Annotated in this window: 15 protein-coding genes; 1 reads left to right on the top strand and 14 read right to left on the bottom strand. The window is 68.9% G+C overall.

The annotated features are described in order from the left end of the window. The first annotated feature begins 243 nt into the window (after positions 1-243). A complete protein-coding gene (locus AC5JCN_RS04685) occupies positions 244-1,236 on the top strand; it encodes a Bug family tripartite tricarboxylate transporter substrate binding protein (RefSeq protein ID WP_495753867.1) in 993 nt (330 codons plus the stop codon). A 19-nt stretch (positions 1,237-1,255) separates the two neighbouring features. On the opposite strand, the gene lpxB is transcribed toward AC5JCN_RS04685, so the two are convergent. The 14 genes from lpxB to AC5JCN_RS04755 all read right to left on the bottom strand — a co-directional run. Further along, the gene (lpxB, locus tag AC5JCN_RS04690) at positions 1,256-2,425 is read right to left on the bottom strand and encodes a lipid-A-disaccharide synthase (protein WP_495753868.1); all 1,170 of its coding nucleotides are present in this window, start codon (positions 2,423-2,425) and stop codon (positions 1,256-1,258) included. Continuing rightward, the gene (locus tag AC5JCN_RS04695) at positions 2,422-3,273 is read right to left on the bottom strand and encodes an LpxI family protein (protein ID WP_495753869.1); all 852 of its coding nucleotides are present in this window, start codon (positions 3,271-3,273) and stop codon (positions 2,422-2,424) included. Before AC5JCN_RS04695 ends, lpxB begins: the two co-directional genes overlap by 4 nt. Further along, positions 3,270-4,079, bottom strand: coding sequence for an acyl-ACP--UDP-N-acetylglucosamine O-acyltransferase (lpxA, locus tag AC5JCN_RS04700; protein ID WP_495753870.1), 810 nt, complete (start codon positions 4,077-4,079; stop codon positions 3,270-3,272). Before lpxA ends, AC5JCN_RS04695 begins: the two co-directional genes overlap by 4 nt. A gap of 37 nt (positions 4,080-4,116) precedes the next feature. After that, positions 4,117-4,575 carry a 3-hydroxyacyl-ACP dehydratase FabZ gene (gene fabZ / locus AC5JCN_RS04705; RefSeq protein ID WP_495753871.1) on the bottom strand — a complete coding sequence of 153 codons (459 nt, stop codon included), beginning with the start codon at positions 4,573-4,575 and terminating at the stop codon, positions 4,117-4,119. A gap of 114 nt (positions 4,576-4,689) precedes the next feature. Then, the gene (gene lpxD, locus AC5JCN_RS04710) at positions 4,690-5,751 is read right to left on the bottom strand and encodes a UDP-3-O-(3-hydroxymyristoyl)glucosamine N-acyltransferase (protein ID WP_495753872.1); all 1,062 of its coding nucleotides are present in this window, start codon (positions 5,749-5,751) and stop codon (positions 4,690-4,692) included. 37 nt (positions 5,752-5,788) lie between these two features. After that, on the bottom strand, positions 5,789-8,251 hold the full coding sequence (gene bamA / locus AC5JCN_RS04715; protein ID WP_495753873.1) for an outer membrane protein assembly factor BamA: 2,463 nt from the start codon (positions 8,249-8,251) through the stop codon (positions 5,789-5,791). A 293-nt stretch (positions 8,252-8,544) separates the two neighbouring features. After that, the gene (gene rseP / locus AC5JCN_RS04720) at positions 8,545-9,693 is read right to left on the bottom strand and encodes an RIP metalloprotease RseP (RefSeq protein WP_495753874.1); all 1,149 of its coding nucleotides are present in this window, start codon (positions 9,691-9,693) and stop codon (positions 8,545-8,547) included. Between the two features lie 25 nt (positions 9,694-9,718). Further along, positions 9,719-10,897, bottom strand: coding sequence for a 1-deoxy-D-xylulose-5-phosphate reductoisomerase (dxr, locus tag AC5JCN_RS04725; RefSeq protein WP_495753875.1), 1,179 nt, complete (start codon positions 10,895-10,897; stop codon positions 9,719-9,721). Positions 10,898-10,903: 6 nt separating this feature from the next. Continuing rightward, positions 10,904-11,731: a phosphatidate cytidylyltransferase gene (locus AC5JCN_RS04730; protein WP_495753876.1), complete on the bottom strand. Its 828-nt coding sequence runs from the start codon at positions 11,729-11,731 to the stop codon at positions 10,904-10,906. Further along, entirely contained in the window at positions 11,728-12,498 is a 771-nt protein-coding gene (locus AC5JCN_RS04735) for an isoprenyl transferase (protein ID WP_495753877.1), read from the bottom strand. The genes AC5JCN_RS04730 and AC5JCN_RS04735 overlap by 4 nt, the downstream gene beginning before the upstream one ends. 50 nt (positions 12,499-12,548) lie before the next feature. Continuing rightward, positions 12,549-13,112, bottom strand: coding sequence for a ribosome recycling factor (frr, locus tag AC5JCN_RS04740; protein WP_495753878.1), 564 nt, complete (start codon positions 13,110-13,112; stop codon positions 12,549-12,551). Between the two features lie 91 nt (positions 13,113-13,203). Beyond that, entirely contained in the window at positions 13,204-13,938 is a 735-nt protein-coding gene (gene pyrH, locus AC5JCN_RS04745) for a UMP kinase (protein WP_495753879.1), read from the bottom strand. A gap of 112 nt (positions 13,939-14,050) precedes the next feature. Further along, positions 14,051-14,974 carry a translation elongation factor Ts gene (gene tsf, locus AC5JCN_RS04750; RefSeq protein ID WP_495753880.1) on the bottom strand — a complete coding sequence of 308 codons (924 nt, stop codon included), beginning with the start codon at positions 14,972-14,974 and terminating at the stop codon, positions 14,051-14,053. A gap of 174 nt (positions 14,975-15,148) precedes the next feature. After that, the coding region (locus AC5JCN_RS04755) for a helix-hairpin-helix domain-containing protein (RefSeq protein ID WP_495753881.1) at positions 15,149-15,542 on the bottom strand (394 nt) is incomplete at its 5' end.

Genomic DNA, 15,542 nt, shown 5'->3' on the forward strand with positions numbered 1-15,542 from the left:
CTGGATCGCGCAGTGGAAGGAGATGATCGAGGATCCGTCCCAGCGCATCGGCCGCCCGCGCCAGCTCTATACCGGCGCGGCCCTGCGCGAATACACCCCGATCGGCCGGCGCTGAGCCGCGTCGAAGCGATGTCGAGGCTGCGGCGCCCGGGCGCCGCAGCCTTTATTGTTTCAACTGATTGATGACTTCGTTGCGCGCGCGACTGCGCTATAGTCGCCCGCAACAACGGGAGGTCATCGCCAATGTCGTCGCATCATTTGAATCGTCGCGGTTTTCTCGCCGGCGCATCGGCGCTCGCCACGGCCGGGTCGGCGTCGCGGGCCGGCGCCCAGGCGGCTTTCCCGAACCGGCCGATCACGCTGGTGGTGCCCTTCGCCGCCGGCGGCTCGACCGATATCGTCGCCCGCCTGGTCGGCCAGAAGATGGGTGAGCTGCTCGGCCAGTCGGTGGTGATCGAGAACCGCGCCGGCGCCGGCGGCAATGTCGGCTCGACCGCGGTCGCGCGCGCCACGCCCGACGGATATTCGATCCTGATGGGCACGATCTCGACCCATGCGCTCAACCCGGCGATCCTGAAGACCGTGACCTTCGATCCGGTCAAGGACTTCACGCCGATCTCGCTGCTCGCGGTCGTGCCCAACGTCATGGTCGTGCATCCGAGCTTCCCCGCGAAGACCGTGCAGGAGGTGATCGCCGTCCTCAAGGCCAATCCCGGCAAGTACTCCTATGCCTCCTCCGGCGTCGGCACGCCGCTGCATCTCTCGGGCGAGCTGTTCAAGTCGCTCGGCAAGGTCGAGATGAACCATGTGCCCTATCGCGGCGCCGGGCCGGCCCTGAACGACGTCGTCGCCGGCGCCGTGCCGATCATGTTCGACAACCTGCCCTCCTCGGCGCAGTTCATCCGCGGCGGCCAGCTGCGCGGCATCGGCGTCACCACCAAGGCGCGCGTCTCCTCCTTCCCGGAGCTGCCGACGATCGCCGAGGCGGGGCTGCCCGGCTACGAGACCTATACCTGGAACGCGCTGTTCGGCCCGGCCAACCTGCCGCGCCCGATCGTCGACAGACTGAACGCCGCGGCCAATACGGCCCTGACCGACGCCAATGTGAAGCAGAAACTCAACGACGTCAGCGCCGAGATCATCGGCTCGACGCCGGAGGCGCTGGGCGAGCACGTCAAGGTCGAGGTCGCGAAATGGTTCCCGATCGCCAAGGCTTCGGGCGCGGCGCTGGAGTGAGCGACGGCGGATCGGGCGCTCAGCGCCCGGATTCCACCAGAGCGAGCGCGGCCGTCACCGCGTTCGCGGCCGGGCTCGCTCCGGCCGCGGCCATGATGGTCTCGACCTCGGCGAAGCCGTCGAGCTGCTCCTGGCGGGCCGGACCGGCGGCGATGGCGGCGAGCAGATGCCGGCTCAACGCCTCGGGCGTCGCCGTCTCCTGGATGAATTCGGGCACGACGCTGCGCCCGAGGATGAGGTTCGGCAGAATCACGCTCGGCAGCTTGATCAGGCGCCTGGCGATCGCCGCCTCCCAGCCGGCGCCGCGATAGGCCGCGACCGTCGGCACCTGCGCCAGGGCGAGTTCCAGCGTCACAGTGCCGGATGCCGCCAGCGCCGCACGGGCCTGCCGGAAGGCGGCGTATTTGCCGGTCTCGCCGGTCGCGATCGCCGGCTTGACCGGCCAGGCCGCGACCTGCTCGACGATCGGCCCGCGCAGGCGCTCCACCGCCGGCAGCACGAAACGAGCCTGCGGCAGCGCCGCAGCGACGCGTTCCACGGACTGGCCGAAGACCGGCATCAGGTGATCGATCTCCGAGCGGCGGCTGCCCGGCAGGATCAGGATGGTCGGCCGCTCCGCGTCCTCGCGCAGCGCCGCCTCGCTCGGATCGGGCCGCATCTCGGCGAGGCGCTCCATCAGCGGGTGGCCGACATAGACGGTCTTCGGCCCGTGCAGCCGTTCCAGTGCCGCCGGCTCGAACGGCAGCAACGCCAGGATGCGGTCGATATGAGGCGCCATCCGCCGCGCCCGGCCCGAGCGCCAGGCCCAGACGCTGGGGCAGACCCAATGCGCGATCGGGATGGCAGGCGCCCGCGCCCGCACCTTCTTCGCGACACGCAGGCCAAAATCCGGCGCATCGATCGTCAACAGCAAATCGGGCGCGAAGGCGGCGATGCCGCGCGCCGCATCCTCCATCCGGCGCAGCAGCAGCGGCAGACGCGCGATCACCGGCCCGAACCCCATCACGGCGATGTCGGCCTGCGCGAACAGAGGCTTCAGCCCGGCCTCGATCAGGCCCTCGCCGCCGACACCGCAAATCTCGAGCGGCCGATCGCCAAGCCGCTCGCGCAACGCTGCCAGGAAGCGCAGCGCCAGCGCATCGCCCGAGGCTTCGCCGGCGACGATCGCGAGCTTGAACGGCGTCGTCATGCGACGCCTTCGACGAACAGGCCGAGCTGGTCGGCGAGCGCGCCGAGCCGCTGCCGGTCGCCGACGAGGACGCGGCCGGCCCTGACGGCGATGCCCGACAACCCCGCTTCGGCGGCATGGCGCAGCGTGTCGGGTCCGATCGCCGGCATGTCGACCCTCAGATCCTGGCTGTCCTTCGGCGCCTTGACCAGGATGCCGTCGCCCTTGCCGATCTTGAGTCGGCCGGCGGCGGCGAGATCGGCGACGCGCCGGATCGCGGCATCCGTCCCTTCCGCGGCCTCGATCGCGATGACGCGATGATCGGCGAGGATCGCGGCCTGCCCGACATCGAAGGGCGACAGGGCCGACAGCAGGGCAAAGCCGCGAGCAATCAGCGCCTGCTGCGTCGCGGAGGCGCGGCGCTTGCCGAGCGGACCCTGCGGCGCGGTCAGCTCCGGCGCGATCTCATGCGGGCCGAGGACGCGAAAACCCTGGCCCTCGAAGAAGCGCACCACGGCGCCGAGCAGATGGTCGTCGCCACCCTGAAAGGCTTTCGCGAAATAAGGCAGGTATTTCAGCGTCGAGGCCTCCGGCATCAGCGCCCCGAAGCTCGGGCGCGGCAGGCCGCCGAGCAGGACGAGATCGGCGATGCCGCGCCGACGGAACTCGTCGAGCACGCGGCCGAGCTGGCCCAGGCGATAGATCGCCACCTCGGTTTGCCCGAACGCGGCGGGATCGGCCACGCCGTCGAGCGCCGCCACGAACAGAGGGCGTCCGCGCGCTGCAAGGATGCGAGCGAGATCGGCGGGATAGGTGCCGCCGCCGGCGATCAGCGCCAGCGGGCCGGGCGGCTGCGCAGCCGCGCTCACCGATCGGGCGCGTTGACGTCGTGCGGCACGCAGATCGCCCGCTCGCCGCCGGCGCGGATGAAATCGAGGATCTCGTGGATCAGCGGATGGGCCGCGAACTCGCCGGCCACGTCCTCGACGCGCTCGGCGAGCGTGCCCTCGTCGGCGAACAGCAGGCGATAGGCCCGGCGCAACTCGTGGATCTGCTCGCGCGAAAAGCCGCGCCGGCGCAGGCCGATCAGGTTCAGCCCGGAGAGATGGGCCGGGTTGTCGCGCACCGTGCCGAAGGGGATGACGTCGTTCATCACGCCGGCGCCGCCGCCGATGAAGGCATGGTCGCCGACGCGGATGAACTGGTGCAGGCCGGTGCCTCCGGCGACGATCACGAAATTGCCGACCTTCACATGGCCGGCGCACATGACGTTGTTGGAGAAGATCACCTCGTCGCCGATCTGGCTGTCATGCCCGACATGCGAGTTCGCCAGGAAGAAGCAGCGATTGCCGATGGTCGTCTTCATCCCGCCGCCGGCGGTGCCAGGGTTCATCGTCACGCCTTCGCGGATCAGGCAGTCGGAGCCGATCGTCAGCGTCGAGGGCTCTCCGCGATACTTCACGTCCTGCGGCGGATGACCGATCGAGGCGAAGGGATAGATCCGCGTGCGCGCGCCGATCTCCGTGATCCCGGCGACGGCGACATGGCTGACGAGCTCGACGCCGTCGGCGAGCGTGACCTGCGCGCCGACGGTGCAGAACGGGCCGACCCGGACGCCTTCGCCGAGCTTGGCGCCGGGCTCGACGACGGACATCGGATGGATGGTCGCGGTCATGACTGCGTCGTCCTGAAGGAAAGGCTCATCGCGGCGTTCAGACGACCATGGCCGAGAGGTCGGCCTCGGCGACCAGGACGCCGTCGACGCGCGCCTCGCCGCGATAGAACCAGAGGTTCCGCTTGCGGGTGATCTTGCGCAGGTGGAAGCGCAGCGTGTCGCCCGGGACCACGGGCTTGCGGAACTTGGCCTTGTCGATCGTCGTGAACAGCACGCTGCTCACCGCCGTCTCGTCGACGCCACGGGCACTGACGACGAGCACGCCCGCGGTCTGCGCCATGGCCTCGATCATCAGCACGCCGGGAAACACCGGGCGGCCCGGGAAATGTCCGGTGAACTGCGGCTCGTTCATCGTCACGTTCTTGATGCCGACGCCGGATTCGTCACCGTCAATCTCGACGACGCGATCGACCAGGAGGAACGGGTAGCGGTGCGGGATGCAGGCCATGATTGTCTGGATGTCGGCGACGCCCAGCGTTTTGGTTTCATCCGTCATGAGGTTTCCATCCTGCATGCGGGCCTCGCCTCAAGCGCCGCATTCTCCATTGCTTTTTAGCTGTCCGGCGTGTCGAGGCAAGCCGGCGTCGACGCCGCATGCGAGGTTGAGCGTCTACTCGTCGGTCTTGCCGGCGCCCTTGCCGCGTCTTGCGACGAGCTGCTTCAGCAGCGCGCTCTCGCGGGCCCAGCCGAGCGCCGGCTGCGCCGGATAGCCGCCATAGCGTGCTCCGCGCGGAATGTCGCCGGCGACGCCGCTCTGGGCCGCGACCTGGGCGCCCATGCCGACCGTGAGATGGCCGGCGAGACCGACCTGGCCACCGAGGACGACGAAATCCTCGAGCGTCGTCGAGCCGGCGATGCCGACCTGCGAGACGATGACGCAATGCCGCCCGATCACGCAGTTATGGCCGATCTGGACGAGGTTATCGATCTTGGTGCCTTCGCCGATGATGGTGTCCCGGCTGGCGCCGCGGTCGATGCAGGAATTCGCGCCGATCTCGACATCGTCCTGGATGATGACCCGGCCGATCTGCGGGACCTTCATGTGGCCTTTCGGGCTCATCGCGAAGCCGAAGCCGTCCTGGCCGATGCGGACGCCGGGATGGATGATGACGCGGTTGCCAACCAGGGTCGCCTGCAGGGTCGCGCCGGCGCCGATGGCGCAGTCGCGCCCGATCCGGACCTGCGGGCCGATCACCGCATGCGAGCCGATCACGCTGCCGGAACCGATCTCGGCTTCGGGACCGATCACCGCACCGGGATCGACCGTGACGCCGGCCTCCAGCACCGCGCTCGCATGCACGAAGGCGCCGGGCGAGACGCCCTGCGCGGCGAAGCCCGAGCCCGGCTTCAGCGCCGACGGAAAGAACGTCGCCAGGATACGCGCGAAAACATGATAGGGCGCAGGCGTCACCAGAGCGACCGTGCCGGCCGGCACGCGCGCCGCGAAGCGCGGCGAGACCAGGCAAAGGCCCGCCGCCGTGCCGGCCAGGGCCTCGGTGTATTTCGGGTTGTCCATGTAGGCGATGTCGGCGGCGCCGGCGATCTCGAGCGCGGCGGCGCCGGTCACGCGGCGCGTCGGATCGGCGCCCTCGGGCAAGGCTGTGCCCGACATGGCGGCGACCTCGCCGAAATCGAGCGAGGTCGCGACCGGAAAGAAAACGGGATCTGCCATGGAAACGGTCCGGAGCGGGGCTGAAGCCCCGCCCGCGTCAGAAGCGCGTGCCGCCCGAGAAGCGGAAGGCCTGGGTGCGGTCGCCACCATACTTGCCGGCAAGGCCCGTCGCCGGGTTGATGCCGAACTGGCCTTCGTCCTTCGACAGCGCATAGGCGTAGTCGAAGCGGATCGGGCCAAGAGGCGACTGCCAGAGCAGGCTGACGCCGACCGAGGAGCGCAGCGTGTTCTTGTCGCGCACGCAGGCCACGTTCGACTGGTAGAGCGGCGAATTCGACACGACGTTGAACTGCCGCGCTTCCGAGCCGGACGGGCAGCCGAGGAAGCCCGCCGTCGTGATGCTCTTGGACCCGCCGTCGTAGTTGAACAGCGTGCCGGCATCGGCGAAGACCGCGCCACGCAGGCCGAGATCGCGCGGCAGGCCGAAGAGCGGGAACTGAACCTCGAGCGTGCCGCCGAAATAGGTCGTGCCGCCGAGCGCATTGGCCGTCGGATCGTTCAGCACGTCGCGCGGGCCGATGCCGGACGGCGCGAAGCCGCGCACCAGGCTCGGGCCGAGGAAGTAGTGGTCGATCATCCGCAGATTGCCGCTGACGGCCTGGACGTGGCCGCCTTGGACGCGCGCGAAACCGACGATGTCGTCGAAGATCTCGCGGTAGTAGCGGGCATCGGCCGAGACGCGCAGGAACTTCGAATCGCCGCCGACGCCGGCGAACTCCGGCTTCAGCTCGGCGACGAAGCCGTTGCGCGGCGCCTGGACGTTGTCGAGCGAGTTGTAGTTGAAGTTCAGGCCGACCAGCGAGGTCAGGGTCGTGCCCTGCGCTTCCTTGACCGCGACGGTGGCTTCGCCGTTGGTGAGGCAGTTATAGGTCGAGTTCGCCGCGAGCGCGCCCGTCGTGCCGGGCGTGATGCCGGCGATCGGGAAGGTACAGTCGTTGTACGGATTGGAGGCCGTGTTCGGGATCTTGATCTCGGTGGTGTACAGCGAGTAGCGCGGCGTGATCGAGAACTCTTCCGTGATCGGGAAGGTCAGGCGAACCTGGCCGCCATTGACGCGGCTCTCGAAGCGGCCGGTGTTGTAGTTGTCGTTGTATTTCGAGAACAGGTCGAAGCCCGCCGCGATCCGGCGGTCGAGGAAATACGGCTCCGTGAAGGAGAAATCGACGCCCTGCGTGCGCTGGCCGAGCGTGCCGGCGATGCGGACGAACTGACCGCGACCGAGGAAGTTCGATTCCGACAGCGAGATTTCGCCGATGACGCCGTCCGAGGTCGAGTAGCCGCCGGCGATCGAGAACGAGCCGGTCGCCTTGTCCTCGACGTCGATGTTGACCACCACGCGATCGGGCGTCGAGCCCGGCTCGTTGGTGATGCGGACCTTGCTGAAGAAACCGAGATTGTTCAGGCGGCGCTCGGCCCGGTCGACCAGCACCTTGTTGTAGGCGTCGCCCTCGCCGAGATCGAGCTCGCGGCGCACGACATAGTCGCGGGTGCGGGTGTTGCCGCGCACGTTGATGCGCTCGACATAGACGCGCGGTCCCTCGTCGACGACATAGGTGATGCCGATCAGGCGGCCGGCCGCGTCGCGGTCGCCGCGCGGGCGGACCTGGGCGAAGGCGTAGCCGCGGCGCGAGACCTCGGTGGTCAGCGCCACCAGCGACTTCTCGACCGCCTCGGCATTGTAGGTGTCGCCCTGCGAGGTCGCGACGATGCGCTGCAGCGCCGATGGATCGACGTCGCGCAGGCGGGAATCGACCGCGACGTTGCCGACGCGGTATTGCGGACCCTCGTCGACGGTGACGTCGATGACCCAGCCGCCGGTCGCGTCGTCGAAACGGGCGCTGTTGGAGACGATCTGGAAATCGGCATAGCCGTTCTTCAGGTAGAAGCGCCGGACCAGCTCGAGATCGGAGGCGATGCGCTCGGCGTCATAGACGTCCGAGGTCTTGATGAAGCTGAGGAAGTTCGATTCCGACGAGGTCATCAGGTCGCGCAGGCGCCCCGAGGAATAGACGCCGTTGCCGAAGAAGTTGATCGACTTGATGCCGGTCTTGCCGGCTTCCGCGACGGTGAAGACAACGTCGGAGCGGCCGTTCGGAAGCGGCGCGATGCGCCCGCTGATCGAGGCGAGGCCGTAGCCGGCGCGGCGATAGGCGTCCTTCAGGCGCACGACGTCGGCATCGATCAGCGCCTGGCTGAGCGGCCCGCCGGCCTTGGACTGGACCTGCTGCAGCAGGACGTCGCTCTTCAGGCGGCGGTTGCCCTCGAAAGCGACGCGGTTGACCGAGGCGTTCTCGCGCACCGCGATGACGGTCTGCGAGCCGCGGCGGCTGACCTGGACGCTGGAGAACAGGCCGGTCGCGATCAGCTTCTGGCGGATTTCCTGGGGACCGCCGGCTTCCGGACCGACCGCGTAGCCGCGGATGGTCTCGGCATCGACGCTGCGGTTGCCCTGGACGATCACGGCTTGCGCGAAAGCCACGCCGCCGCTGACGGCCAGCATGCAGGCCGAAAGTCCGACTGATCGAGAGAGCCGCAGCTTGAAAGACCGGCTCTGGTGAGTCGACGTCATCGGGTCGCCTATTCCATTTCTCAGCGCGCCACCCACGAGGGGACCAACGCGTTTCGGCGCTGGCTCGGCGACATTGCAGTCCAATCGCTTCTACAAAGTTTCCTGCAGGGTGCAAACCGGCATTGTCGTTAACGAATTATTTTTCGCCACGTCGTTGCCACGGCGCCACGGACGCCGCCGCGATTCGGCCGCAATTGCCAGAAATCGCGGCTAAGCTCTTGATTTCAAAGAAGAGAGCGGACGTGCACCAGGTCGTTCCAGGTGACGAACAGCATCAGCATCAGCACGAGTCCGAGGCCGACCCGGAAGCCGATTTCCTGGGCGCGCTCGCTGAGCGGCCGGCCCCGCAGGGCCTCGATCCCGTAGAACATCAGGTGCCCGCCATCGAGCATCGGCACGGGCAGCAGATTCATCAGTCCGATCGAGACGGACAGGATCGCCGCGAGGTTCAAAAGCGCCAGCAGGCCGCCTGAAGCCGCCACCATGCCCGAGACCTGCGCGATCCGGATCGGGCCTGAAAGCTGGTCGGTCGATTCGCGGCCGCTGACCAGCTTGGCGAGGTAGTCATAGGTCCGCTCGACGACGTACCAGGTCTCGGAGACCCCGTTGCGCAGCGATTCCACCGGGCCGTAATGGCGCGTCGTCCAGTCCTCGGCCTTGCGCGAGGCCTGGACGCCGATGATGCCGATGCGCTGCTTGCCGAGCGGCGAATTGGTCTCGACCAGCGCCGGCGTCACCGGCAGGGTCAGCCTCGCGCCGGCACGCTCGACCGTCACCGAGACGACCTCGTTGGGCCGCACCGAGATCGCCCGCTGCATCTCGTTGAAGCTGCCGATCGGCTGGCCGTCGATCGCGACCACGAGGTCGCCCGATTGCAGGCCCGCTTTCTCGGCGGCGCTGCCGGCAACGATCTGGTCGACGCGCGGCGTCAGCACCTGTTTGCCGAAAACGAAGACGGTCGCGGCGAAGATGACGATCGCGAGCAGGAAATTGGCGATCGGGCCGGCGGCGACGATCGCGGCGCGCTCGCCGATCGACTGCGCCGGGAAGGAGCGCGCCCGCTGCTCCGGCGTCATCCGCGCGACCTCGCCATGGTCGGCGGCGCTGGCCGCATCGGCATCGCCGGAGAATTTCACATAGCCACCGAGCGGCACCAGCGCGATGCGCCAGCGCGTGCCGTGGCGGTCGTTGAAGCCGAAGACCTCGCGACCGAAGCCGATCGAGAACACCTTGACGTCGACGCCGCACCAGCGCCCGACGAGGAAATGCCCGAGTTCGTGGATGAAGACGACGAGCGCCAGGACGAACAGGAACGGCACGATGTAGCCGAGCAGGAAGGACCCTGCGTTCCAGATGGTCGTGGCGAATTCCATCGCGATCTCCCGCTGCCGATCGCCCCTAGGTGCCAGCGAAAGATGGCAGGGACAAGAGCGCGCTCGCGCGCTTTCTCGCATCGTGGTCAATGGCGAGCGCGCTTTCGATGTCGCACGGCGCGGCCGCATCGGGCGGCTCCTGCGCGCAGACCGCCTCGACCAGCCGCGGGATACCGGGAAAGCCGATCCGCCTGTCGAGAAAGGCCGCGACCGCGATCTCGTTGGCGGCGTTGAGGATCGCCGGCATCGCCCCGCCCGCCGACAGCGCCGCCATCGCCAGGCCGAGCGCCGGGAAGCGGACGAGATCGGGGCGCGTGAAGGCGAGCGGCGCGGCCATGGCGAGATCGACGAAGCGCGCCGGCGGCGCGTCGAGCCGCCCGTCGATGCCGAGGCAATGAGCGGCGGCGACCCGCATGTCGGGCACCGCCATGCCGGCCGTGACCGAGCCGTCGCGGAAGGTCACGAGCCCGTGCACGATCTGTTGCGGGTGGACCAGGACGTCGAGCTGCTCCGGCGCGAGCCCGAACAGGAAGCAGGCCTCGATCAGTTCCAGCCCCTTGTTCATCATGCTGGCCGAATCGATCGTGATCTTGGCGCCCATCGCATAGTTCGGATGGGCCAGCGCCTGCTCCGGCGCGGCCGCGGCGATCTGCTCGGCGCTCCAGTTGCGGAACGGGCCGCCGGACGCCGTCAGCGTCATGCCCCGCACGGCCGAGATCGGCTCGGCTCCGAGCGCCTGGTGGAGCGCATTGTGCTCCGAATCGAGCGGCAGGATACGGGCGCCGACCGCAGCCGCCCGCGCCATCACGGCAGCACCGGCGCAGACCAGGCTCTCCTTGTTGGCGAGAGCGATGGTCCGGCCCGGCGTCAGAGCGGCGAAGGTCGCCTCGAGCCCGGCCGCACCCGAGATCGCGCTGACGACGATGTCGGTCTCGATCCGGGCCGCGTCGAGGATCGCAGAGCGCCCTGCCCCGCTGGCGATCCCGGTGCCCGCCAGCGCCTCGCGCAAGGCCTTGCCCTGCGCCTCGTCGGCGATCGCGGCGAAGCGCGCGCCGGTCTCGCGCGCGACCGCGGCGAGCGCGGCGGCGTCCTTGCCGCCGACGACGGCCGCGATCGCGAGCCGGTCGGGGTTCTCGGCGACGACGTCGCGCGTCGAGCGGCCGATCGAGCCCGTCGCGCCGAGCAAGGTGACGCTGCGGACCATCGCGCCTCAGGCCAGCATCGTGGCGAACAGGCCGGCGCCCGCCAGCACCAGCACGGCCCAATAGCCGTCGAGCCGGTCGAGGAAGCCGCCATGGCCGGGAATCAGCCGGCTCGAATCCTTGGCGCCGAAACGACGCTTCAACGCCGATTCGAACAGATCGCCCGCCTGGCTCGCCACGGAGGCCGCAAAGGAGGCGGCGAGGACGAGGCCGGCACCTGCGAGCGCCGCGCCCTGCGGCGTCAGACGCCAGACCGCATAGCCGCCGAGCGTGCCGGCGAGCGCGCCGCCGATCGCGCCGGACCAGGTCTTCTTCGGGCTGAAGCGCGGCATCAGCTTGGGGCCGCCGAGCCGGCGCCCGGTGAAATAGGCGGCGATATCGGTGAGCCAGACCACCGCGAAGCTCCAGGCGATGATGGCGAGCCCGAACTCGGGCAGCGCGCGCAGCGCCGGCGTCACCAGCGCGAAGGCCAGCGCATAGGCGACGCCGCAGGCTTCGAGGGCGAGCCTGTCGCGCATGAACGGCGTCGCGGCCGCTCCGGCGAGCGCCGCGATCGCGGCGATGCCCGCCATCGCCGGCTGGCTCGCCGACGAGAACCCGAGCAGCAGCCCGGCCAGAGCGACGCCGAGGCCGCCCGCCGTGGCATTGCGCCGGCTGACGATGGCGAGCCATTCATAAGCCACGAGACCGGCGACCAGCGACCAGATCACGCGGAACGGCCAGCCGCCCCAAAGCGTCGCGGCGAGGACCACCACGGCGAGCACGAGCGCCGACGCGACCCGCTGGGCCAGCTCGCTGCGCCCCGCCGGCCGCGCCTCGCCCGGCGGGGCATTCACGCCACGCCCACTTCGCGCTCGGCGAGTTCCTGTCCGGCCTGCCCGATGCCGCCGAAGCGGCGCTCGCGGCGGCGATAGTCGGCCAGCGCCTGCTCGAAGGCGGCCCGGTCGAAATCCGGCCAGAGCACCGGCGTGAAGACGAATTCGGCATAGGCCGCCTGCCAGAGCAGGAAGTTCGAGATGCGCGTCTCCCCCGAGGTCCGGATCACCAGCTCGGGATCGGGGATGTCGGCGGTGTCGAGACGGTCGGAGAAGGCGTTCTCGTCGATCTTGGCCGGATCGACGCGCCCGGCCGCGACGTCGCGTGCGAGCCGGCGCGCAGCCCGGACGATCTCGTCGCGCGAGCCGTAGTTGAAGGCGACGACCAGCGTCATCCCGCCATTGCCCTGCGTCACCGTCTCGGCCTTCTCGACCAGCCGGCGCAGGTCGGGCGTCAGGTCGTCGCGGCCGCCGATGATGCGGACGCGGATATCGGCGGCGTCGAGCTCGGCCAGATCCTTCTCGACGAAATGCTTCAGCAGCCCCATCAGAAAGGCGATCTCGGTCTGCGGCCGGCGCCAGTTCTCGGTCGAGAAGGAATAGAGCGTCAGGTAGCGGATGCCGAGATCGGCGGCGTTGCGCACCGTCCGGCGCAGGGCCTCGAGGCCGCGGCGATGGCCTTCGTGGCGCGGCAGGTTGCGCATCTTCGCCCAGCGGCCATTGCCGTCCATGATGATGGCGACATGGGCCGGGTCGGCGGCTTCCGCCTGACGCTGCTCTGCTGACATTCAAGTGCCCCTTGCAGCGCCGTGGAAGGTCGGCCCCGCGCTCTGCCGCCTCAGACGTGCAGGATTTCCTTTTCCTTGACTGCGAGCGCTTGGTCGATCTCGCCGATATGCTGGTCGGTCGCCTTCTGGACCAGATCGGAGTTGCGGGCAGCGTCGTCCTTGGTCATGTCGCCGTCCTTCTCCAGCTTCTTGACGACGTCGATGCCGTCGCGCCGGACATGGCGCACCGCGATCTTCGATTCCTCGGCGTATTTATGCGCGACCTTGACCATCTCCTTGCGGCGCTGCTCGTTCAGCTCCGGGATGCGGATGCGCAAAACCGCGCCTTCGGTCTGCGGATTGAGGCCGAGATCGGATTCGCGGATCGCCTTCTCGACGGCGTTGACCATGCCGCGATCCCAGACCTGGACCGAGAGCAGCCGCGCTTCCGGCACGCTGACGGTCGCGAGTTGCGAGAGCGGGGTGCGCGCGCCATAGGCCTCGACCTGGATCGGATCGAGCATGTTGGCCGAGGCGCGTCCGGACCGCAGCGAGGCGAGATCGCCCTTGAAGGAGGTGACCGCGCCCTGCATCCGGCGCTTCAGGTCGGCGAGGTCGAAGGTGATCTGGGCCATAGTCTCGAGACCTTGCGGAGCGTTCTGAAAATCGGGCGGACCATGGCGGCGGGTCCGCACCGGGTCAAGAACTTCATCCTACTACAGATGGTTACGGCGTCACATAGGTGGCGCGGCCCTCGCCGCGCAGCACGGCGGCGAGCGCGCCCTTCTCGGCGATCGAGAACACGACGATGGTGAGGCCGGCGTCGCGGGCGAGCGCGAAGGCGGCGGTGTCCATGACCTTCAGGTCGCGCTTGATCGCCTCGGCATGGGTGAGCGTGTCGTAGCGGGTGGCGGACGGGTCCTTCTTGGGGTCGGCGGTGTAGACACCGTCGACCTGCGTCGCCTTGAGCAGATGACTGCAGCCGAGCTCGGCGGCGCGGAGCGCAGCCCCCGTATCGGTGGTGAAATAGGGATTGCCGGTGCCGCCGCCGAGCACCACGACCTTGCCGTGGCTGAGATGGTCGAGCGCGCGCTTGCGGGCGTAGCTCTCGCAGAGCGAGGGCATCGGCACCGCCGACATGGCGCGGGCCGGCGCGCCGGCGCTCTCGATCGCATGTTCGAGCGCGAGCGCGTTCATGACCGTGCCGAGCATGCCGATCGAATCGGCGCTGGTGCGGTCGAGGCCCTTGTTCAGCCCCTGCACGCCGCGGAAGAAATTGCCGCCGCCGACCACGATCGCGATCTCGACGCCTTCGCGCGCGGCATGGGAGATGTCGTCTGCCAAGGCCGTCAGCGTCGCCCCGTCGAGCCCCGATCCTGCTTGTCCTGCAAGGGCTTCGCCGGACAACTTCACGAGGACGCGTTTGGGTCTCACCGGCTGGATTCCTTGGTTTTGGCCCATCGCGATTCGCAGGCGGGCAGGTCTACATACGAGCAGGTCTGCATACGAGAAAGGGCCGCGCGATGCGCGGCCCTTGGATAAAGCTTTCGACAGGAAAGTCAGCCCGGGAGCGTCAGCCCGTGGTGCCGCCGGCGGCGGCGACCTCGGCGGCGAAGTCGCTCTCTTCCTTCTCGATGCCCTCGCCGAGCGCGAAGCGGGCAAACCCGGTCAACGCGACCGGGGCGCCGACCTTGCCCTCGATCTCCTTCAGCACCTGGGCGACCGATTTCGAGCCGTCATGGATATAGGCCTGCTCGAGCAGGCAATATTCCTTGGCGTAGCTCTTCAGGCCGCTCTCGGTGATCTTGGCCAGAACATGCTCGGGCTTGCCGGCGTTCTTCTCGGCCAGGATCGCCTTCTCGCGGGCGAGCACCTCGGGGTCGACCGAGGCGAGGTCGAGCGCGACCGGGTTGGTCGCGGCGACATGCATGGCGAGCTGGCGGCCGAGCGTGGTCAGTTCCTCGACCTTGCCGGTCGATTCGAGCGCGACGATGACGCCGATCTTGCCGAGCCCGTCGGCGACTGCGCCATGGACATAGGAGCCGATCAGGCCGGCCTTGACCTTGAGCGAGGCGACGCGGCGCAGCGTCATGTTCTCGCCGATCGTGGCGATGGCGTTGGCGATCGCATCGGCGACCGTGCCGCCGCCAGGATAATGATGCGCCAGAACCGCCTCGACGTCGCCGCCGCGCTCCAGCGCGACATTGGCGATGCCGTGGGCCAAGCCCTGGAATTCGAGGTTGCGGGCGACGAAGTCGGTCTCGGAATTGAGCTCGATGACGACGCCGTCATGGCCTTTGACCGCAACCGCAACGAGGCCCTCTGCGGCGACACGGCCGGCCTTCTTGGCGGCCTTGGCCAGGCCCTTGGTGCGCAGCCAGTCGATCGCGGCCTCCAAGTCGCCGTCGACGGCCGACAACGCGGTCTTGCAGTCCATCATGCCCGCGCCGGTCTTGTCGCGGAGTTCCTTCACCATGCCGGCGGTGATCGCTGCCATTTTTCTGGTCCTTGTGGTCGTGCGGCCTGCTTCGAGAACCCGGCCGCGAAGAGATGTCGTGAAATCGTCGGAAGGCGGAACGCCGACGCTCCGTTTCCGGCCGTCGGCGTCACATCGCAATCAACGAAGATGCGGTCTGCGACGCGCCGATGACGCGTCGCGGACAAAGCCCGATCAGGCGTCGGCGAATTCGCGCGCCTGGGCGACCCAGCCCTCGCGCTCGATCTTGCCGCCGAGCTTGAGATCGTGGTCGAGCTTGGTGACGTCGGCCGGCGACATCGCGGCGACCTGCCAGAAATGGTAGATGCCGCCGTCGTTCAGCTTCTGCACGGCATCCGGGCCCATGCCGGAGAGCTTGGTCAGGTCGTCGGGCGCGCCGCGCGGGGCGGTCAGGAGCTCGAAGGCCGCGACGTCGGCGGCGGCCGGCTCGGCCACGACCTCCTCGACGACCGGCGCGACCGACGCGCCGATGTCCTCGCCACGGTCGCCCGAAGCCCGGCCGATGCCGTCGATCGCCGAGCGGGCGATCAGGTCGCAATAGAGCTGGATGGCGCGGCCGGCGTCGTCA

It is taken from the genome of Alsobacter sp., assembly GCF_059501845.1.